The following is a 16,173-nucleotide window of genomic DNA, read 5'->3' as shown; positions in this document are numbered from 1 at the left end:
AGGGGCGGTGACGGCCGGTTCGCCCGCGCCCGGCGGTCCGGCCGGCGGCGGGCATCACGGCGACGGGCACTACGGGGAGGACCTCTTCGAGCCGAAGCATCCCGGGGAGGCCGAGCGGATCGACGCGGCCGCACTGGCCTACGACCCCGTCACCACCGGCCGGCTCCGGGCGCTCGGCGTGGCGCACGGCAGCCGCTGCCTGGACGTGGGAGCCGGCACCGGCACGGTGACCCGCTGGCTGCTCGAGGAGCCGGGAGCGGCGGAGGTCGTCGCGCTGGACCGGGACACCGGCGGCCTGGCCGGACTGGTCGATCCCCGGGTCCGGGTGCTGACCGCCGACCTCACGGACGAGAGCCTGGCGCCCGGCACCTTCGACCTGATCCACGCCCGGTTCGTCCTCATGCACCTGCGCGAGCGCCGCGCGATCATCTCCCGGCTCGCCGGATGGCTCAACCCCGGAGGCCTGCTGGTGCTCGCCGACGCCGTCGAGGTGGCGGATCCGCAGGACGCCTCCTCCGCCTACCGCCGGGTCATGGACGCCATGTGGCGGGCCCTGAAGTCGACGATCGGCACCGACACCTCCTCCGTCCCGGCGTACCCGCGCTTCCTGCGGGAGGAGGGGCTGCGCGACGTCGCCGCCGAGCTCTACTGCCCGCCGCTGGTCGCGGGCAGCCCGCTCGCCGCCTTCTGGTCCGAGACGTGGAGCCGGATGCGGCCGGATCTGGAGGAGACCGGCCTCGTCGACGGCGCCGTCGTCGACGAGGCGCTCGCCTACCTCGCATCGCCCGGGTTCGCCGAACTGGGTCCCGGCATGCTGATGGCCTGGGGACGGCGGCCCTGAGACGCGGGACCGGCCGGCGACGATGCGTCACCGGCCGGTCTCGGTACGGGCGCTCAGCGTCTGCGGGACCAGCCGGAGCCGATACCCGCCACGTGCAGCGCCAGTGCGGTCAGCCCCAGCAGCATGACGTTGACCGAGGAGAACGCGTGGTTGGTGCTGAGATCCGCCGCGTTGATGAGGAACGCGATGAAGAAAAGTACTGCCGCGCCTATGCCGAGCATGGGTGGATTCCTCTCCTGAGAAGTTCCGTTCCCTGCCCCGTCTGCCCCCTGCGCGGCGAGGCAGACGCACCGAACCGCCCGTTCCTCGGCCCGTGCGGGCCCGGCCCGGTCCGCCCGCCGTCGATGCGGCGTGCGGACCGGGCCGGGGACGGTCACGGCGGCGACTGCGGGCAGCGGTGCGACGGTTCGCGGGGAGGCGCCCGCCGCCGCTGCCCGGGGGTCAGGCGCAGCCCGCCACGACCGCCCGCGACGCGTCGTCGATCAGGGCGTCCTGAGCCGCCTTCAGACGCCGCACGTCGGGCTTGGTCACCTTGCGGTCGTACGTCATCAGGCCGTTGAGCTCGCCCTCGACGTCCGAGATCTGCGTGTACACGGCGCCGTTGCCGCCCTTGCAGGCCAGCGCGTGCACCTCACCGAGCTTCTTCAGGTAGTCGTCGGTGTAGGTGCTGGGGTCGACGTCCACGTACGACTGCTGCACCGACCATGCGTGACCGGGCACCGCGAGCCCGAGACCGCCGTACTCGCCGGCGACGAGGGCGCGCCGGCCGTCCGGGTGCGGGGGCAGGGCCGGGCTCGGATAGCCGTGCTCGTCCATGATGTCGCCGGCTCCGCCGTCCGCGCCCAGGTTGAGGCCGGACATGTTGTTCACCAGGCGGGTGGGGTCCCATGCCTTGGCCTGGGAGGCGACGCGGCCGATGTCGTACTGGCCCCAGCCCTCGTTGAAGACCACCCACATGACGACCGACGGGCTGCTGATGTGCTCGTCGATCATCTGCTTCATCTCCCGCTCGTACTCGGCGCGGGCGGCGGTCGACGGGTTCACCCCGGCGGTCATGGCCGGCATGTCCTGCCACACCAGCAGGCCGAGCCGGTCGGCCCAGTAGAACCAGCGGTCGGGCTCGACCTTGATGTGCTTGCGGACGGAGTTGAAGCCCATCCGCTTGTGCATCTTCAGGTCGTAGGCCAGGGCCTCGTCGCTGGGCGCGGTGTGCAGGCCGTCGGGCCAGAAGCCCTGGTCGAGGGTGGCCATCATGAAGACCGGCTTGCCGTTGAGGACGGTGCGCGGCACGCCGTTCACCTTCTCCACGGCGATGGAGCGCATACCGAAGTAGCTGCCCACGCGGTCGTCGCCGACCTTCACCTTGAGGTCGTAGAGGAACGGGTCGTCCGGCGACCACAGACGGGGCTTCGGGATCTTCAGGGTGAGCGGCTGCCCGGTGCTGCCGGTGACCGTGGCCACCTGGCGCTTGCCGTCGTACGCGGTCGCGGTGACCGGTACTCCGTCGCGCACGCCCTGCGGTTCGACGGTGAGCGTGCCGGTGTCCACGTGCGGGGTCAGCTTGAGCTGGTCGACGTGGTCGGCGGCGACGGGCTCCAGCCACACGGTCTGCCAGATACCGGACGACGGGGTGTACCAGATGCCGCTCGGGTCCAGGCGCTGCTTGCCCATCGGCGGGTTCTCGCCACCCGAGGCGTCCGTCGGGTCGTAGACGCCGACGATCAGTTCCTGGGTGCGGCCGGGCTTGAGGGCGTCGGTGATGTCGGCGCTGAACTTGTCGTAGCCGCCCTTGTGTTCGGCGACCTTGGTGCCGTTGACGTAGACCTCGGCCTGCCAGTCGACGGCGCCGAAGTTGAGCTGGAGCCGCTTGTGGTCACCGATCTTCCAGCCGGCCGGGACGGTGAAGGTGCGGCGGTACCACATGCGGTCCTCGTGCCGTTCGATGCCCGAGAGCTGGGACTCGACGGGGTACGGGACGAGGATCCGCTCGCCGAGGGTGCGGCCCACGGGCGGCTGCTCGCCCGCCTTGGCGGCGGCGAACTGCCAGCTCCCGTTGAGGTTGCGCCAGGCGTCACGGGTCAACTGCGGCCTGGGGTACTCGCGGTGGGCGTTGGCCGGGGTGACGTCGTCGGCCCACTTGGTGCGCAGCTCGTAGGTCGAGTGGTTGGCGCCGCTGCTCCAGAAGGCGCTGACAACGTTGCCGTCCTTGCTCGTCAGGCCGCCCTCGCCGTCGTAGCGGACGTCCGCGAGGCCGGGCGCGGTGCCGGACTTGTTGCCGACGACGGGTTCCTTCAGGGCGACCAGCAGCGCTCTGGGATCGTCCGGGTCGAGCCGGGCGGTGCCCAGCGGCCAGGTGGCGCCGCCGATGACGGCGTCGAGGTGGCCGGACAGCGCCGTGGCGGGCTTGGCCAGCGTCTGGGCGAAGTCGAGCCGCAGGGTGCGGCCGTCCTTCAGGACGGTGGTGGCGATGGCGCCGTCGTAGGCGTAGCCCTCGGGCAGCAGGAACGCGGACTGCGGTACGGCGGTCTTGGTGCCGCCGGGCGGGGTCCAGCGCAGGTGGAGGTTGGAGCCCCCGTAGTGCTCGAAGTACTCGACCTTGATGTCGTAGGCCTTGCCGGCGGTCAACTCGACCGGAGCGCCGGTCTGTTCGCGGTCCCAGTCGTCGACCCAGTGGTCGATGACGAGCTTGCCGTCGACCCAGAGGCGGAATCCGTTGTCGCCGATGATCGAGAACGTGGTGGCGCCGGTCTTCTCGGGCACGATCCGGCCGGTCCAGCGGACGCTGACGTCGTCGGACTGGCCGGTGGCCGAGTTCAGGCGGGACTCCAGGGAGTCGAAGTCGAGCTTCGGGTCGAAGCCGGTGGCCTTGAGCCGGTCGAAGTCGAAGGCTCCGGGGGCGGACTGGGTGTAGTACTCGCCCTTGAGACCGTGGACCGCGACGGGGTCGTCCGCCGCGGTGGCGGTGGGCGCCGCGGTCAGGCCGGCCACGCCGAGGGCGGCCGCCAGGAGCAGTGACAGGCGATGTCGGAGTGATCTGATGCGCACGGATCTCCCTATGGCTGAGGAAGGGTGGCGGCTTGTTGCTTCAGTCTGTACAACGTTGGAAGCACGGCAGTTGGCATGAGAGCACGGCTCCCGGCCGCTGTCCAGAGTCATGACATGGCTCCGCCCTTCGGAGCTCCCATCGATGCCGAGGAGATCCCCTTGCGGGTCAGCCTGAAGGACGTGGCCGAGCGGGCCGGCGTCTCGATCAAGACCGTGTCCAACGTCGTGAACAACTATCCGCACGTCACACCGGGTATGCGGGCCCGGGTGCAGGAGGCCATCGACGAGCTGGGCTACCGGCCGAACCTGACCGCGCGGCACCTGCGCAAGGGCCGCACGGGCATCATCGCGCTGGCCGTGCCGGAGCTGGGCAACCCGTACTTCGCCGAACTCGCCGGCGCGGTGATCGACGCGGCGGCGGAGCACGAGTTCACCGTGCTGCTGGACCACACCCGCGGCAGACGGGAGCAGGAGGTGCTGGTCAGCCAGGGCTTCCGGGCCCGGGTGATCGACGGGCTCATCCTCAGCCCGCTGGAGCTGGAGGCCGAGGACCTGCAGGGGCGGTCCGACGACGTGCCACTGGTGCTGCTCGGCGAGCGCGAGTACGACGCCCCGCACGACCACATCGCCATCGACAACGTGGCCGCCGCCCGGGCCGCGGTACGCCATCTGCTGGGCCGGGGCCGCACCCGGATCGCCTACCTGGGCGCCCGTACGGACTCCGCGAACCGCCCGGCCCACCTGCGACTCGTCGGCTGGCGGCAGGAGCTGGCGGCGGCCGGGGTGCCGGCGCCGGACGACCTGGTGGTCCCGGTCGGCGGCTGGGACCGGGACGACGGCGCCCGGGCCATGGCCGAACTGCTCGACTCGGGCGTACGGCCGGACGCGGTGTTCGCGCTGAACGACCTGATCGCGATCGGCGCGATGCGGGTGCTGCACGAGCGGGGTCTGCGGGTGCCGTGGGACGTCGCCGTGGTCGGTTTCGACGACATCGCCGAGGGCCGGTTCGGCGCGGTGTCGCTGACCACGATCGCACCGGACAAGCAGGCCATCGCACGGATGGCGGTGGGCTCGCTGCTGCGCAGTCTCGCCGGACGCGAAGAGCCCGGCGGACGCGAACTCACCGCGGAGTTCCGGCTGGTGGAGCGGGAGAGCACGCTGGGACGACGATGAGAGGCGACGCCGGGCGCCCGGCCGGGATTTCGGACGGGAGGGTTTACAGCGCTCTTCCAACGATGTAAAAACCTCCCCTGAAACGACGTGCACGCCGAGTTGACCGCAAGAACCGTCCTACCCCCGTGAGCGCTTACGGCGCGCCGGGGCCACGCCGTTTGGGGACTTGCATGAAGCCCACAGCACCACTGCGTCGCGCCTGTACGCGGACCCTGCTCGCCGCCGGTCTCGCCACGAGCCTGGCCCTGATGGCCGGATGCGCCAAGTCGGAGGACGACTCCGGCGGCGACAAGGCCGCCTCGCAGGACAAGGACGCCGGCCAGGTCGTCGCCTCGCCGAGCGGCGGTTCCGGACCGACCTGCGCCATCGACGCCTACGGCGGCAAGAAGCTGGACCTGAAGTCCGCGACCGTCGGGTTCTCCCAGTCCGAGAAGGAGGCCAACCCCTTCCGGATCGCGGAGACCGCCTCCATCAAGGCGGAGGCGCAGAAGCGGGGCGTCAAACTGCTCACCGCCAACGCCCAGTCGCAGTTCTCCAAGCAGATCAGCGACGTCCAGGACCTCATCGCCAAGGGCGCCGACCTGCTGGTCATCGCTCCGCTCAACTCGGACGGCTGGGAACCGGTGCTGCGCACCGCGGCCGCCAAGCACATCCCGATCGTCACGGTGGACCGCAAGATCAACGCCACGGCCTGCAGGGACTACGTGAGCTTCATCGGCTCCGACTTCGTCGAGCAGGGCAAGCGGGCGGCCGACCAGATGATCGCGGCGACCGGCGGCAAGGGCGAGATCGCCGTCCTGCTCGGCGCGGCCGGCAACAACGTCACCACCGAGCGCACCAAGGGCTTCGAGGACCGCGTCAAGGAGAAGGCCCCCGGCCTGAAGATCGTGTTCCGGCAGACCGCCGAGTTCGCCCGGGAGAAGGGCCAGTCGGTCACCGAGAACCTGATCCAGTCCAAGCCGGGGATCAAGGGCATCTACGCCGAGAACGACGAGATGGGCCTCGGCGCGGTCAACGCCCTCAAGAGCGCGGGCAAGAAGCCCGGTGACGTCAAGATCGTCACCATCGACGGCACGCGCAACGCCGTGCAGGGCATCGTGGACGGCTGGATCTCCGGTGTGATCGAGTCCAACCCGCGTTTCGGGCCGCTGGCGTTCCAGACCCTGGACAGCTTCACCCAGGGCCAGAAGGTGGCCCAGGACATCGTCATCCAGGACAGCTCCTACACCGAGGCCAACGCCAAGTCCGACCTGGGCAAGGCCTTCTGAGATGCTCACGGTCACCGGACTGTGCAAGACCTTCCCCGGCGTTCGGGCGCTGTCCGAGGTGGACTTCACCGCCCGCGCCGGGGAGGTGCACGCCCTGGTGGGCGAGAACGGCGCCGGCAAGTCGACCCTGATCAAGGTGCTCACCGGCGTGTACCAGCCCGACGCCGGCGAGATCTCCCACGACGGCGTTCCGGTACGCTTCGCCACCCCGCTGCAGGCGCAGCAGGCGGGCATCTCCACCATCTACCAGGAGGTCAACCTCGTCCCGCTGATGAGCGTGGCCCGCAACCTGTTCCTCGGGCGTGAGCCACGCGGCCGGCTGGGGCTGATCGACTTCCGCCGGATGCACCGGGAGGCGGCGGACACCCTGCGTGGCCTCGGCATCCGGGTCGACGTCCGCCGCCCGCTGCGCGAACTGGGCGTCGGCGCCCAGCAGATGGTCGCGCTGGCCCGCGCCGTGGCGATCGACGCCCGGGTCGTGATCATGGACGAGCCGACCTCCTCCCTCGAACCCCGCGAGGTGCGCACGCTGTTCGGGCTGATCCGCACCCTGCGGGACCGGGGTATCGCGGTGGTCTACGTCAGTCACCGCATGGACGAGCTGTACGAGATCTGCGACGCGGTCACCGTGCTGCGGGACGGCCGGGTGGTGCACACCGGCCGGCTCGCCGAGCTGGACCGGCTCCGGCTGGTGGCGCTGATGCTCGGACGGGAGATCGGCGAGGTGCGCGCGGAGGGGCTCACCAAGTTCTCCGGCTCCCACGACGCCGCTGCCCGACCGGTGCTGGAGGCACACGACCTGAGTGTCCGTCACCGTTTGGACGGCGTGTCGGTGTCCCTGCGGCCGGGCGAGGTGGTCGGCCTCGGCGGGCTGCTCGGGTCCGGGCGCAGTGAGACGGCGAAGGCCATCGCGGGCGCCCTGCCCCTCGACGGCGGCCGGGTCGTGGTGGCCGGTGAGCCGGTGCGCGGCGGCTCCACCGCCGCGGCGATCCGGGCCGGCATCAGCCTGCTGCCCGAGGACCGCAAGACCGAGGGCATCGTGCCGGGCCTGTCGGTCCGGGAGAACATCGCGCTCGCCGCGCTGCCGGGGCTGTCCCGGTTCGGCCTGGTCGACGACGCCCGCGTCGACCGGATCGTCGACACGTTCATGAAGCGGCTGCGCATCAAGGCGGCCGGACCGCACCAGAAGGTGGGCGAACTCTCCGGCGGCAACCAGCAGAAGGTGCTGCTCGCCCGGTGGCTCGCCCTGCACCCCAAGGTGCTGCTGCTGGACGAGCCGACCCGGGGCATCGACGTGGGCGCCAAGGCGGAGGTGCAGGCACTCGTCGACGAACTGGCCGACGACGGCCTGGCGGTCCTGCTGATCTCCTCCGACACCGAGGAACTGATCGAGGGCAGCGACCGCGTGATCGTCCTCAAGGACGGGGCGGTGGTGCGCGAGCTGACCGGCGACGCCGTCACCGAGGACGAGCTGATGCGCGCGATCGCCGCCGTACCGGCCGGAGGGCACGATGACTGAACTGAGCCTCGCCCGGGGCGCGGTGGACCGGGACAGGGCGATGCGCCTGCTGCAGGACTACGGCGTCTACGGCGGTGTGGTGGTCCTGCTGCTGTTCAACTTCGCCTTCACCCCGCACTTCGCCTCCGCGGAGAACTTCCGCACCCAGGCCGTGCAGGTGGCGCCCGTGCTGATCGTGGCGCTCGGCATGGCGCTCGCCATCGGCACCGAGGGCGTCGACCTGTCGGTGGGGTCGGTGATGGCGCTGTCCACCTCGCTGCTGTCGCTGTACCTCGGTTACGGGCCCTGGCTCGCCACGCTGATCGCGGTCGTCGGCGGAGTGGTGGCAGGCGCCGCGAGCGGGGCGCTGGTCGCCTTCGTCGGGGTGCAGCCGATCGTCGCCACGCTCGCCCTGATGGTCGCCGCCCGGGGCCTCGCCCTGGTGCTGCTCCCCCAGCTCAAGGACGTCCACGACCCCGGCCTCGCGACCCTGGGCTCCGGCGACGTGCTGGGCGTCCCCTACCTGGTGCTGATAGCGGCCGCGCTGGCCCTGCTCGTGGCCTTCGTCGTGCGGCGCTCCACGTTCGGCCGGCAGCTGCTGGCCATCGGCGACAGCCGTCCGGCGGCCCGGCTCGCGGGGCTGCCCGTACGCCGGGTGCTGGTCGTGGTGTACGTATGCTCCGGCGCGCTGGCCGCGATCGCGGGCGTGCTGGCGACCGCCCGGCTCACCGCGAGCGACCCGACCTCGCTGGGCACCCTGATGGAACTGTCCGCCATCACCGCGGTGGTCGTCGGCGGCACCCCGCTCAGCGGCGGTCGGGTCCGCATCGGCGGCACGGTCGCGGGCGCCGTACTGATCCAACTGCTCACCACCACGCTCATCAAGCACGACCTGCCCCCGTCGTGGACGCAGATCGCGCAGGCCGTGGTGATCGTCGGCGCCGTGTACGCGGCACGCGAACGGGGGAAGCGATGACCACGGACGCCGGGGAAGCCACCATGCGCGAAGACGTCCCCACCGCTCAGAACACCGACGACCCGCCCGGCGCCGGCCGCTCGGAACGGCTGAGCGCGCTCGCCCAGCAGCACGGCGCGCTGGTCACCCTGGTGATCGCGATGGCCGTGGCGTCGCTGAGCTTCGACACCTTCCTGACCGGCGACAACCTGGAGAACATGGCGCTGTCGTCGGCGTTCCTCGCCGTCGTCGCGCTCGGCATGACCTTCGTGATCGTCACCGGCGGCATCGACCTCTCGGTCGGCTCGCTGTTCGCCCTCGGCGGGGTGCTCGCGGCATGGGGCTCGCGGTACGGCACCGCGGTGGCGCTGCTGCTGCCGCTCGTGGTGTGCGGGCTCGTCGGCCTGCTCAACGGGCTGCTGATCGCGCGCTCGGGGCTGGCCCCGTTCATCGTCACCCTGGCCTCCATGCTCGGTGCGCGCGGCGTCCTGCTGGCGCTGACCGACGAGGGTTCGCGGACGTACCTCGTGGACAAGGGCGCGTTCTTCGCGAAGCTCGGGCAGGGTTCGCTGCTCGGCGTCGGCGTACCGGTGTGGATCACGCTGGCGCTGTTCGTGCTGGGCGCGGCGGTGCTGCGGCGCACTCGCTTCGGCCAGTACGTGTACGCGGTCGGCGGCAACGAGGACGCGGCGGCGCTGATGGGCGCGCCCGTGGCCCGTACCAAGGTCGCCGTCTACACCGTGTCCGGGCTGTGCGCGGGCCTCGCGGGCGCGCTGAACGCGGCGTGGCTGCTGTCGGGCGTCACGATCCTGGGTTCCGGCATGGAGCTGGAGGCGATCTCGGCGGTGGTCATCGGCGGCACGCTGCTGACCGGCGGGTTCGGGTTCATCAGCGGCTCGCTAGTCGGCGTGGCGCTGCTGAAGGTCATCCAGAACGTCATCAACCAGATCGGCTCCCTCGACTCGGCCTACCAGCAGGTGGTCAGCGGCGCCTTCCTGGCGGTGGTCGTCATCGCCCAGACCTGGCTGGGCCGCAGGCGCCGGGTGCTGTGACCCACGGGAGCGGTCCCGCTCCCGCCTGCACCGGCGCCCTGCGGCCGTCAGCGTGCTCCCCGGTCTCGGCGCACCGGCCGTCGTGGCCGCCCGGCACGGCCGGCACCTGCTGTCGGCCGATGCCCGCCCCCGCTGCACACCCGCCGAACTACCGTGCGGCGGCCGGGGCTTCGGGGCGCGGGTCGATCGGCGTGAGCACGCCCAGGCGGTCTTCGATCGCCTGGGCGGCGGCCAGGCACAGGTCTTCGCGGAAAGCGCGCCCGATGATCTGCACGCCGGACGGCAGTCCGTCGCCGACTCCGGTCGGTACGGCGACCGCGGGTACGCCCACGAAGCTGGTCACCGTGCACAGGCGCATGCCCGCGGCGACCCGTGCCCTTCCCGCTTCGTCGCGTGACTCCAGTCCCGGCTCGACGGGCGGCTCGGTGAACACCGGTCCGAGCAGCAGCGGGTACTCGTCGAGGAACTCCGCCCAGGAGCGGCGGATACCGAGCCAGGTCCCCATCAGCCCGGTCAGCTCCGCGGCGTCCGCGGGCGGAGTCCTGTCCATGGCCATCTGGATGTAGCGGTCTCCGCCTTCGCCGAGCAGTTTCCGCACCACCGGCCAGGTCGGGGCGAACTCGGTCACGGTGATCCGGCCGTATGCCTCGAGTGCCTCGTCCAACCGGGGAACGTCTGCCGTCTCCCGTACGTCGTACCCCGCGTCGCGCAGTGCGTCCGCTGCCGCTGTGACGGCCCCACGGACCGCGGGGTGGACGCCGTGGCCGCCGGGGTCGGCGACCAGCGCGACCTTCACCGGCCCGGGCAGCGGTTCGCCGTAGAGGGGCACGGGTACGGCCCGTGGATCCCGCGGGTCGGTGCCGGCCAGCGCCTCGAACGCCAGCCGCAGGTCGGCGACCGTACGGGCCAGGGGTCCGTCGGTGACCAGCATCTGTGAGGCCGGTCCCGGGTCGTCCGGGCCGAGGACGCGGTGGTCGGCGGGGAATCGCCCGGTGGTCGGCTTCAGTCCCGTCACGCCGCAGAAAGCGGCCGGGATCCGTACGGATCCGCCCGAATCGTTGCCGAGTCCGAGTGGAGCCATGCCGGTGGCGACGGCCACTCCGTCGCCGCCGCTGCTGCCGCCCGGGGTCCGGCCCGGGTCCCACGGGTTGGCGGTGTCGCCGAACAACTCGCTGCGGGTGTGCATCCCGGCCAGGACGAGGGTGGGCATGTTGCTGTGGCCGATCGGGATGGCTCCCGCCGCGCGGAGCCGGGCCACCGGGGGTGCGTCGGCCGGGGCCACCAGGTCGCGGAAGCGTGCCGTTCCCAGTGTGGTCGGGACGCCTTCCACGGCCGTGGTCTCCTTCACCGTGAACGGCACACCGGCCAGTGGCCCGAGTTCCTCGCCCGCCGCTCGCCGCCGGTCCGTGTGCGCCGCGGCCTCGCGGGCTCGGTCGGCCAACAGCTGCGTGACCGCGTTGACCTGCGGGTTGACCTCGGCGATGCGTCCCAGATGACTGTCGATCAGTTCGACCGCCGACACATCCCCGCGTCGGACCGCAGTCGCCTGGGCGGCGGCCGTCATCGTCCACAGGGCGTCCTGACTGATCATCGCGCTTCCCATCCACACGCCGAAGTACTCGGAACCGAACTCTGGCCCGGAGGCGATACGATCGTATCGGAACAAGGAGAGTGGCCGAGCATGCCTAAACAGGTGGACTACGAAAGCCGACGCCGCCGGATCGCCGAGGCTGTCTGCCTCCTCGCCGACGAACACGGCCTGGAGGCGGTGAGCATGCGCGACGTCGCCGCTCGCGCGCAGGTCTCGCTGGGCGCCGTTCAGCGCTGCTTCCGCAGCAAGGAGGAGATGCTCCTCTTCGCCGTCGACCATGTCGGCGACCGCATCGCCGAACGAGTGAGAACCCGCCTGGCCGCGAGCCCGGCCCAGTCGGCCGCCACCACCCTGGGCCACGCGGCCGACGAAATCGCCCTGCTCCGCGAGGAACACCGCGCCGAGGCAAGGATCTGGCTCGCCTTCGTCGCTCAGGCCGCTGTCAGCGAGCCACTCGCCGGCCCGCTGAGAACGAGCTATGCGGCCCTGGAGAACCTCGTCGTCCGCCTTGTCACGGAGGCCACCGAGAGCCGCTCGGCCGGCGAAGGCGTGGCGCCGCCCGGCTCCCGGAACGAAGCCCGCACTCTGCTCGCCCTCGCCGACGGCCTCACCACCCACGTGCTCATCGGCCACTTGACCGCGAACGAGGCCGAGGAAGCCCTGCACACGCATCTGGCCGGCCTCTTCGAACGCCTCAGCACCACCCGCCCCCAAGAGGCCATCTGACACTCGGAGCACTCATCACCCGACGTGCGCCGCGTCGCATGCACCGAATCACCGGAGCGCGAGGGCCGCCGCGGGCGCGGCCCACCGAGGGTGTCCACCGAGGCCGGACAGCCCGTCTGGGCCAACAGTGATAGCGGCCGGGTCATGGCCGGGCGAGGCTGGACGGAGTGCCGACCACCGCCGCCTCCTGAAGGAGCACCAGCATGTCCGGACGCAACACCGCAATTCGGAGCCTGCACGATCTGGGACTGGCGGCGTGGTTCGGCGGCTCTCTGATGGGAGCGGTCGGACTCAACGGCGCGGCGCGGCAGGAAGGCGCCACCGAGACCGCGCAGGCTCGTATCGCGTCCGCCGGCTGGGCGAAGTGGGTGCCGGTCAACGCCGCCGCCATCGGTGCCCACCTCTACGGGGGCGGTGGGCTGCTCGTCGTCAACGCCCACCGGATCGCCAACCAGAAGGGCGTGGCCGCCTCCACCACCGCCAAAACGGTGATCACCGCCGCGGCGCTCGCCGCCACCGCCTATGCCCGCGTCCTCGGCAAGAAGATCGAACTCGCCTCTTCCTCCGACCCCCAGGACACCGCGCAGTCGGCCCGGCACCCCGTCGACACCGACAAGGCCCGGCGGCATCTCGCCTGCGCGCAGTGGGCGGTGCCCGCTCTCACCGGATCCCTGGTGATCCTCAACGCCCTGCACGGCGAACAGCAGCGGCCCTCGGAGCAACTCCGTGGCATGTGGGGCCGCGCCTGCTCCATGGCCCCACTCATGCACTGAGCGACGTGCGCCGCGTCAAGGCAGCGATCAGCACGGTTCCGGCCTGTACAGCACGCTGCTCACAGCATCTGGACCAACGCATGGGCAAAGACATCCAGTGGTGGCAGCGGGGGCCTGCAAGCGGCGACAGCAACAACGAACCCCAGCCGCCCGGGCCACCAGCCATCACCCACCCAATACAGCCGAGCGGCCACGCCGGCGCCCCACCTGGCCCCACATCGCGGCCATCGCAGCCCTGGGCATCGTCTCCGCCTGCGTATGGCAGAACGCCCACGACCAGCACCACGCGCAGGAACGCAAGGCCAAAGCTACGGCGTACATCCAGGTCGGCCGCGGGAGGTCGGGCGCGCCCAGAAGACCGTCTTTGCGCTGGCGGCCCCGGTCCGCCCCGCCGCTGACGTCCGCGACGACGGCCGGCACTGCGGATGGTTGGCCAGGAACCTGAAGGTCATCCGCTCGCAGGTCACCCGGCAGGTGCGGTTCGCGCCGCCCACCCGGGTCCCGCTCTACTGTGCGAGCGGGACCACGTTGAATCACCTGCCGCACCCGCGGCGGCAAGGTCGCCCCGAAGTACCACACCCCCCGCTTCATGCTCGTCCCCCAGCTCCGCGCCGAGCTGGAGGTGAAGACCCCCGCCTGCTCACCACCGGCGCACCCGCCCACCCCCACACCCAGCCCTGACGACCAGCACCGACGACTCCTCTTCGGCCCCGCCCCGCAACTCACTCGCGGTGCGGGGCCGCCCCACGCCGGCCGGGACGCCCGTCCGTTCACCGGGCTGGCGGTACTGTCCGCCCATGCATCAGCTCCCCTGCACTTTGGAAGCCCTCGTTGTGCGCACCGATTTCTCGGCAGAGGGTGCTTGGGACGCTCTACGGGCTGCGCTGTGCTCGCCCAGCAGGGACGGCTTCTTGGCCAACGTCGCACTTGTCGATGACCGGAGATTCGAGGGCTTGACGCCCGAGTCGGCCATCGACCTCATCCCTGCGGAGTATCGGCATCCACTTCTTGTCCTTGCAGACTCTGTAGCTGTCGCCTCGACTGACCTGCCGCTTCTCGTAGTGGACCTGCGGCGTGAGCGTGGGCGGTGTGTCCGCATTGTGGCAGCCGAGCTGTGGAGCATCGAGAACAACCTCTCGGAGGCGAACATGGACTTCGAGGAGTTCGCCGGCGCCGTCGACAACGACGTCGTTTTTCGAGGCTTCTGAGTCACTGGCCGCCAAGCGATGTTCAGGCTGCGGGTGTGAGGGGGCGCCCGTCCCAATCGCCAACCCGGCGTACCTTCCCGGTCAGAGCACTTGCAGCCGGGATGCGGGGCCCGCCGTGACCGGCCGTTCCACCGCCTGCCCCTGGTGGTGCGGGCCGACCGCTGCCCGCACCACCAGCGCCTTGCGTCGCTAGCCCTCCGCTGTCGCACGGTGATCCCCACGCCACCGACACGAACGAGGAGACTCAGATGCCACAACCCGAGCACTCGCCGGCCACCGACTACGACGCCGTGGCCGGCACCGTCGCCCCAATCTCAGCCGACGAGGCCCCCCCCTTCACTCCCCACTCCTCGACATCACCGATCCCAGCACCCGAGCCCTGCTCATCTACCTCCTCGAAAACGCAATCTGGGCCGGTGCGCCGCCCGAACAACGCCACGAGCGCGCCAAGGAGCTCCTGAACGCCCTGGATGCCTGACGAACGAGGCGACCACCGCGTCCGGCCCGGCCCCGCCCTCGTGCGGTGCCGGGCCGCGCTGCTGCCCGAGCTGGGGGACCGGCCCCACAAGCGGCCCAAGGGTGTCACCGACAAGCCGCCGGTCAGTCAGCAGGCGGCGAGTAGGTCGGCGAGGATGCCTGCCGGGTCGTGCAGCACCTGGGCACCGTCGGTGACGACACGATGCGTCCCATGATCGACGGGATCTGTTGTCGCCCAGGTCGGAGAGCCGATGCCCAGTTCGACCTCCAGACTGGAGGCCGTGGAATAGCGTCGTTCTGTGATCCGTCCCCACGGCTGGGTTCGGATCAGTTCGCCCAAGCCGAGTTCCACCGCCCAGGTATCCTCACAGAGATATAGGCACTCGTCCGTGGTGAGCAGGACCACGTCGATGTCGGAGTCCTGTCGCGCGGCGTTGCGGGCACACGATCCCACCAGGAGCAGGCCGACGATGTCTTCGCGGCCCCTCGCCCAGCGCGTGATCCGGTCGATGACCTCGTTGATCTCAGCGACCCGCTCCGGCGACAGTGAGGTCGAAAGGTTCACTGACTGATCGTCCCGATGCACCTCGCAAGCCCCTCACTGAATAGCCGACACGGCATCGGACAGCTTCTCAGGCCGCGCCGCGACAGCCGCCACCGGCGCCGGCAGAGGCCACGACAGCGCAGCCCCAAGCCAACAGACTCGCTCCGCAACACGCAATGCAACGGGTGTGACCGTCGACACCTGACTCGTGATCGTCGAGCAGCCGCGCCGTGCCGGCCTCTTCCCCGGCCGCCGGACCTGGCAGCTGATGAACCCGCTCAGCGTGCAGACGCACCGGCGCACGAACGGCGTACCCTCACAGTGCGGCAGGACGGCCGCGATCCGCCAGCTCGCCCTCCAGGCCCCTGCCCCGTCAGCGCAAAGGGGCTTCGGTACCACGACAAGATCGCTACTGGGCTGGTCACGGAAGCGGGCGAAACATGGAGCCGATACGCCCCGCGATCATGAACGGTGCCGATGACAGACAATGTCGGGATGACCCGACCCAGAGTCCGCGTCGCCGCATACGTGATCCGTCATCGCGCCGTCCCCGAGCTGCTGGTGTTCGACCATGTCGGTATACCGGAGGCCGGCACCCAGGTCCCTGCCGGGGGAGTCAAGCCGGGCGAAGAACTGGAAGACGCGGTTCTTCGAGAAGTCGCCGAGGAGACCGGTCTGCTGACTGCGACAGTGGTCCGGCACATCACAGTGGAGGACAAGCCCCACCCCGACACGGGTCAGCCACGACGAACCGGCTTCTTCTACCTCCAGGCACCCGCGAACACCTCCGATGGGTGGGAGCACCACGTCCACGGCGACGGAGACGACGCTGGCCTCACTTTCGCCTGCCGGTTCCTCTCACTTCCCTTGAAGCAACCACTGGCCGACGATCAAGACGCATGGCTGGGCCGCATTGATCCGCGATGGACCACCGTCGCCGGTGACGGTCAATAATCAGCCGCCGAAACCGCACGCTGCATACGCGACACCTCCACACACGAGCCCAGCAGTCCCCCGGGCCG

14 protein-coding genes are annotated in these 16,173 nt (G+C 70.8%); 10 read left to right on the top strand and 4 right to left on the bottom strand.

All coding sequences use genetic code 11. The features are described from left to right. Positions 1–7 precede the first annotated feature (7 nt). The gene (locus TNCT1_RS19315) at positions 8–841 is read left to right on the top strand and encodes a trans-aconitate 2-methyltransferase (RefSeq protein ID WP_143633720.1); all 834 of its coding nucleotides are present in this window, start codon (positions 8–10) and stop codon (positions 839–841) included. A gap of 53 nt (positions 842–894) precedes the next feature. Here the strand turns inward: TNCT1_RS19315 and TNCT1_RS35855 are convergent, their stop codons facing one another. Together TNCT1_RS35855 and TNCT1_RS19310 are read right to left on the bottom strand one after the other, a co-directional pair. Continuing rightward, on the bottom strand, positions 895–1,062 hold the full coding sequence (locus TNCT1_RS35855; protein WP_174266352.1) for a hypothetical protein: 168 nt from the start codon (positions 1,060–1,062) through the stop codon (positions 895–897). A gap of 220 nt (positions 1,063–1,282) precedes the next feature. Beyond that, positions 1,283–3,886, bottom strand: coding sequence for a PA14 domain-containing protein (locus TNCT1_RS19310; RefSeq protein ID WP_143633718.1), 2,604 nt, complete (start codon positions 3,884–3,886; stop codon positions 1,283–1,285). 159 nt (positions 3,887–4,045) lie between these two features. On the opposite strand from TNCT1_RS19310, the gene TNCT1_RS19305 reads away from it, so the two are divergent. The 5 genes from TNCT1_RS19305 to TNCT1_RS19285 all read left to right on the top strand — a co-directional run bounded on the left by TNCT1_RS19305 (position 4,046) and on the right by TNCT1_RS19285 (position 9,832). Beyond that, positions 4,046–5,059, top strand: coding sequence for a LacI family DNA-binding transcriptional regulator (locus TNCT1_RS19305; protein ID WP_143634005.1), 1,014 nt, complete (start codon positions 4,046–4,048; stop codon positions 5,057–5,059). Between the two features lie 170 nt (positions 5,060–5,229). Continuing rightward, positions 5,230–6,327, top strand: coding sequence for an ABC transporter substrate-binding protein (locus TNCT1_RS19300; protein ID WP_143633715.1), 1,098 nt, complete (start codon positions 5,230–5,232; stop codon positions 6,325–6,327). A gap of 1 nt (position 6,328) precedes the next feature. Beyond that, positions 6,329–7,846: a sugar ABC transporter ATP-binding protein gene (locus TNCT1_RS19295; RefSeq protein ID WP_143633713.1), complete on the top strand. Its 1,518-nt coding sequence runs from the start codon at positions 6,329–6,331 to the stop codon at positions 7,844–7,846. Further along, positions 7,839–8,801, top strand: coding sequence for an ABC transporter permease (locus tag TNCT1_RS19290; protein ID WP_143633711.1), 963 nt, complete (start codon positions 7,839–7,841; stop codon positions 8,799–8,801). The genes TNCT1_RS19295 and TNCT1_RS19290 overlap by 8 nt, the downstream gene beginning before the upstream one ends. A gap of 23 nt (positions 8,802–8,824) precedes the next feature. Further along, positions 8,825–9,832, top strand: a complete 1,008-nt coding sequence (locus TNCT1_RS19285) for an ABC transporter permease (protein WP_143633709.1) — start codon at positions 8,825–8,827, stop codon at positions 9,830–9,832. Between the two features lie 148 nt (positions 9,833–9,980). Here the strand turns inward: TNCT1_RS19285 and TNCT1_RS19280 are convergent, their stop codons facing one another. Further along, complete coding sequence (locus TNCT1_RS19280) at positions 9,981–11,423, bottom strand: amidase (RefSeq protein WP_174266351.1); 1,443 nt, start codon at positions 11,421–11,423, stop codon at positions 9,981–9,983. 90 nt (positions 11,424–11,513) lie between these two features. On the opposite strand from TNCT1_RS19280, the gene TNCT1_RS19275 reads away from it, so the two are divergent. From TNCT1_RS19275 to TNCT1_RS19260, 3 genes are all read left to right on the top strand, one after another. After that, positions 11,514–12,149, top strand: a complete 636-nt coding sequence (locus TNCT1_RS19275) for a TetR/AcrR family transcriptional regulator (RefSeq protein WP_143633707.1) — start codon at positions 11,514–11,516, stop codon at positions 12,147–12,149. A 203-nt stretch (positions 12,150–12,352) separates the two neighbouring features. Further along, positions 12,353–12,922: a hypothetical protein gene (locus TNCT1_RS19270; RefSeq protein WP_143633705.1), complete on the top strand. Its 570-nt coding sequence runs from the start codon at positions 12,353–12,355 to the stop codon at positions 12,920–12,922. 797 nt (positions 12,923–13,719) lie between these two features. Continuing rightward, positions 13,720–14,130, top strand: a complete 411-nt coding sequence (locus tag TNCT1_RS19260) for a hypothetical protein (protein ID WP_143633702.1) — start codon at positions 13,720–13,722, stop codon at positions 14,128–14,130. Between the two features lie 604 nt (positions 14,131–14,734). Here the strand turns inward: TNCT1_RS19260 and TNCT1_RS19255 are convergent. Beyond that, complete coding sequence (locus TNCT1_RS19255; protein ID WP_216856654.1) at positions 14,735–15,172, bottom strand: aminoglycoside 6-adenylyltransferase; 438 nt, start codon at positions 15,170–15,172, stop codon at positions 14,735–14,737. Positions 15,173–15,646: 474 nt separating this feature from the next. Here TNCT1_RS19255 and TNCT1_RS19250 point away from each other — a divergent pair, with 474 nt between their 5' ends. Continuing rightward, on the top strand, positions 15,647–16,105 hold the full coding sequence (locus TNCT1_RS19250) for an NUDIX domain-containing protein (protein WP_143633701.1): 459 nt from the start codon (positions 15,647–15,649) through the stop codon (positions 16,103–16,105). Positions 16,106–16,173 lie beyond the last annotated feature (68 nt).

Source organism: Streptomyces sp. 1-11 (assembly GCF_007176755.1).
Lineage (GTDB): Bacteria > Actinomycetota > Actinomycetes > Streptomycetales > Streptomycetaceae > Streptomyces.
This window is presented reverse-complemented; position numbering and strand designations above follow the sequence as displayed.

Excerpts from the sequence above, each read along its gene's own strand:
- TNCT1_RS35855 (WP_174266352.1), bottom strand. The coding sequence starts at position 1,062 with ATGCTCGGCATAGGCGCGGCAGTACTTTTCTTCATCGCGTTCCTCATC.
- TNCT1_RS19300 (WP_143633715.1), top strand. The coding sequence starts at position 5,230 with ATGAAGCCCACAGCACCACTGCGTCGCGCCTGTACGCGGACCCTGCTC.
- TNCT1_RS19295 (WP_143633713.1), top strand. The coding sequence starts at position 6,329 with ATGCTCACGGTCACCGGACTGTGCAAGACCTTCCCCGGCGTTCGGGCG.
- TNCT1_RS19290 (WP_143633711.1), top strand. The coding sequence starts at position 7,839 with ATGACTGAACTGAGCCTCGCCCGGGGCGCGGTGGACCGGGACAGGGCG.
- TNCT1_RS19285 (WP_143633709.1), top strand. The coding sequence starts at position 8,825 with ATGCGCGAAGACGTCCCCACCGCTCAGAACACCGACGACCCGCCCGGC.
- TNCT1_RS19280 (WP_174266351.1), bottom strand. The coding sequence starts at position 11,423 with ATGATCAGTCAGGACGCCCTGTGGACGATGACGGCCGCCGCCCAGGCG.
- TNCT1_RS19275 (WP_143633707.1), top strand. The coding sequence starts at position 11,514 with ATGCCTAAACAGGTGGACTACGAAAGCCGACGCCGCCGGATCGCCGAG.
- TNCT1_RS19270 (WP_143633705.1), top strand. The coding sequence starts at position 12,353 with ATGTCCGGACGCAACACCGCAATTCGGAGCCTGCACGATCTGGGACTG.
- TNCT1_RS19260 (WP_143633702.1), top strand. The coding sequence starts at position 13,720 with ATGCATCAGCTCCCCTGCACTTTGGAAGCCCTCGTTGTGCGCACCGAT.
- TNCT1_RS19250 (WP_143633701.1), top strand. The coding sequence starts at position 15,647 with ATGACCCGACCCAGAGTCCGCGTCGCCGCATACGTGATCCGTCATCGC.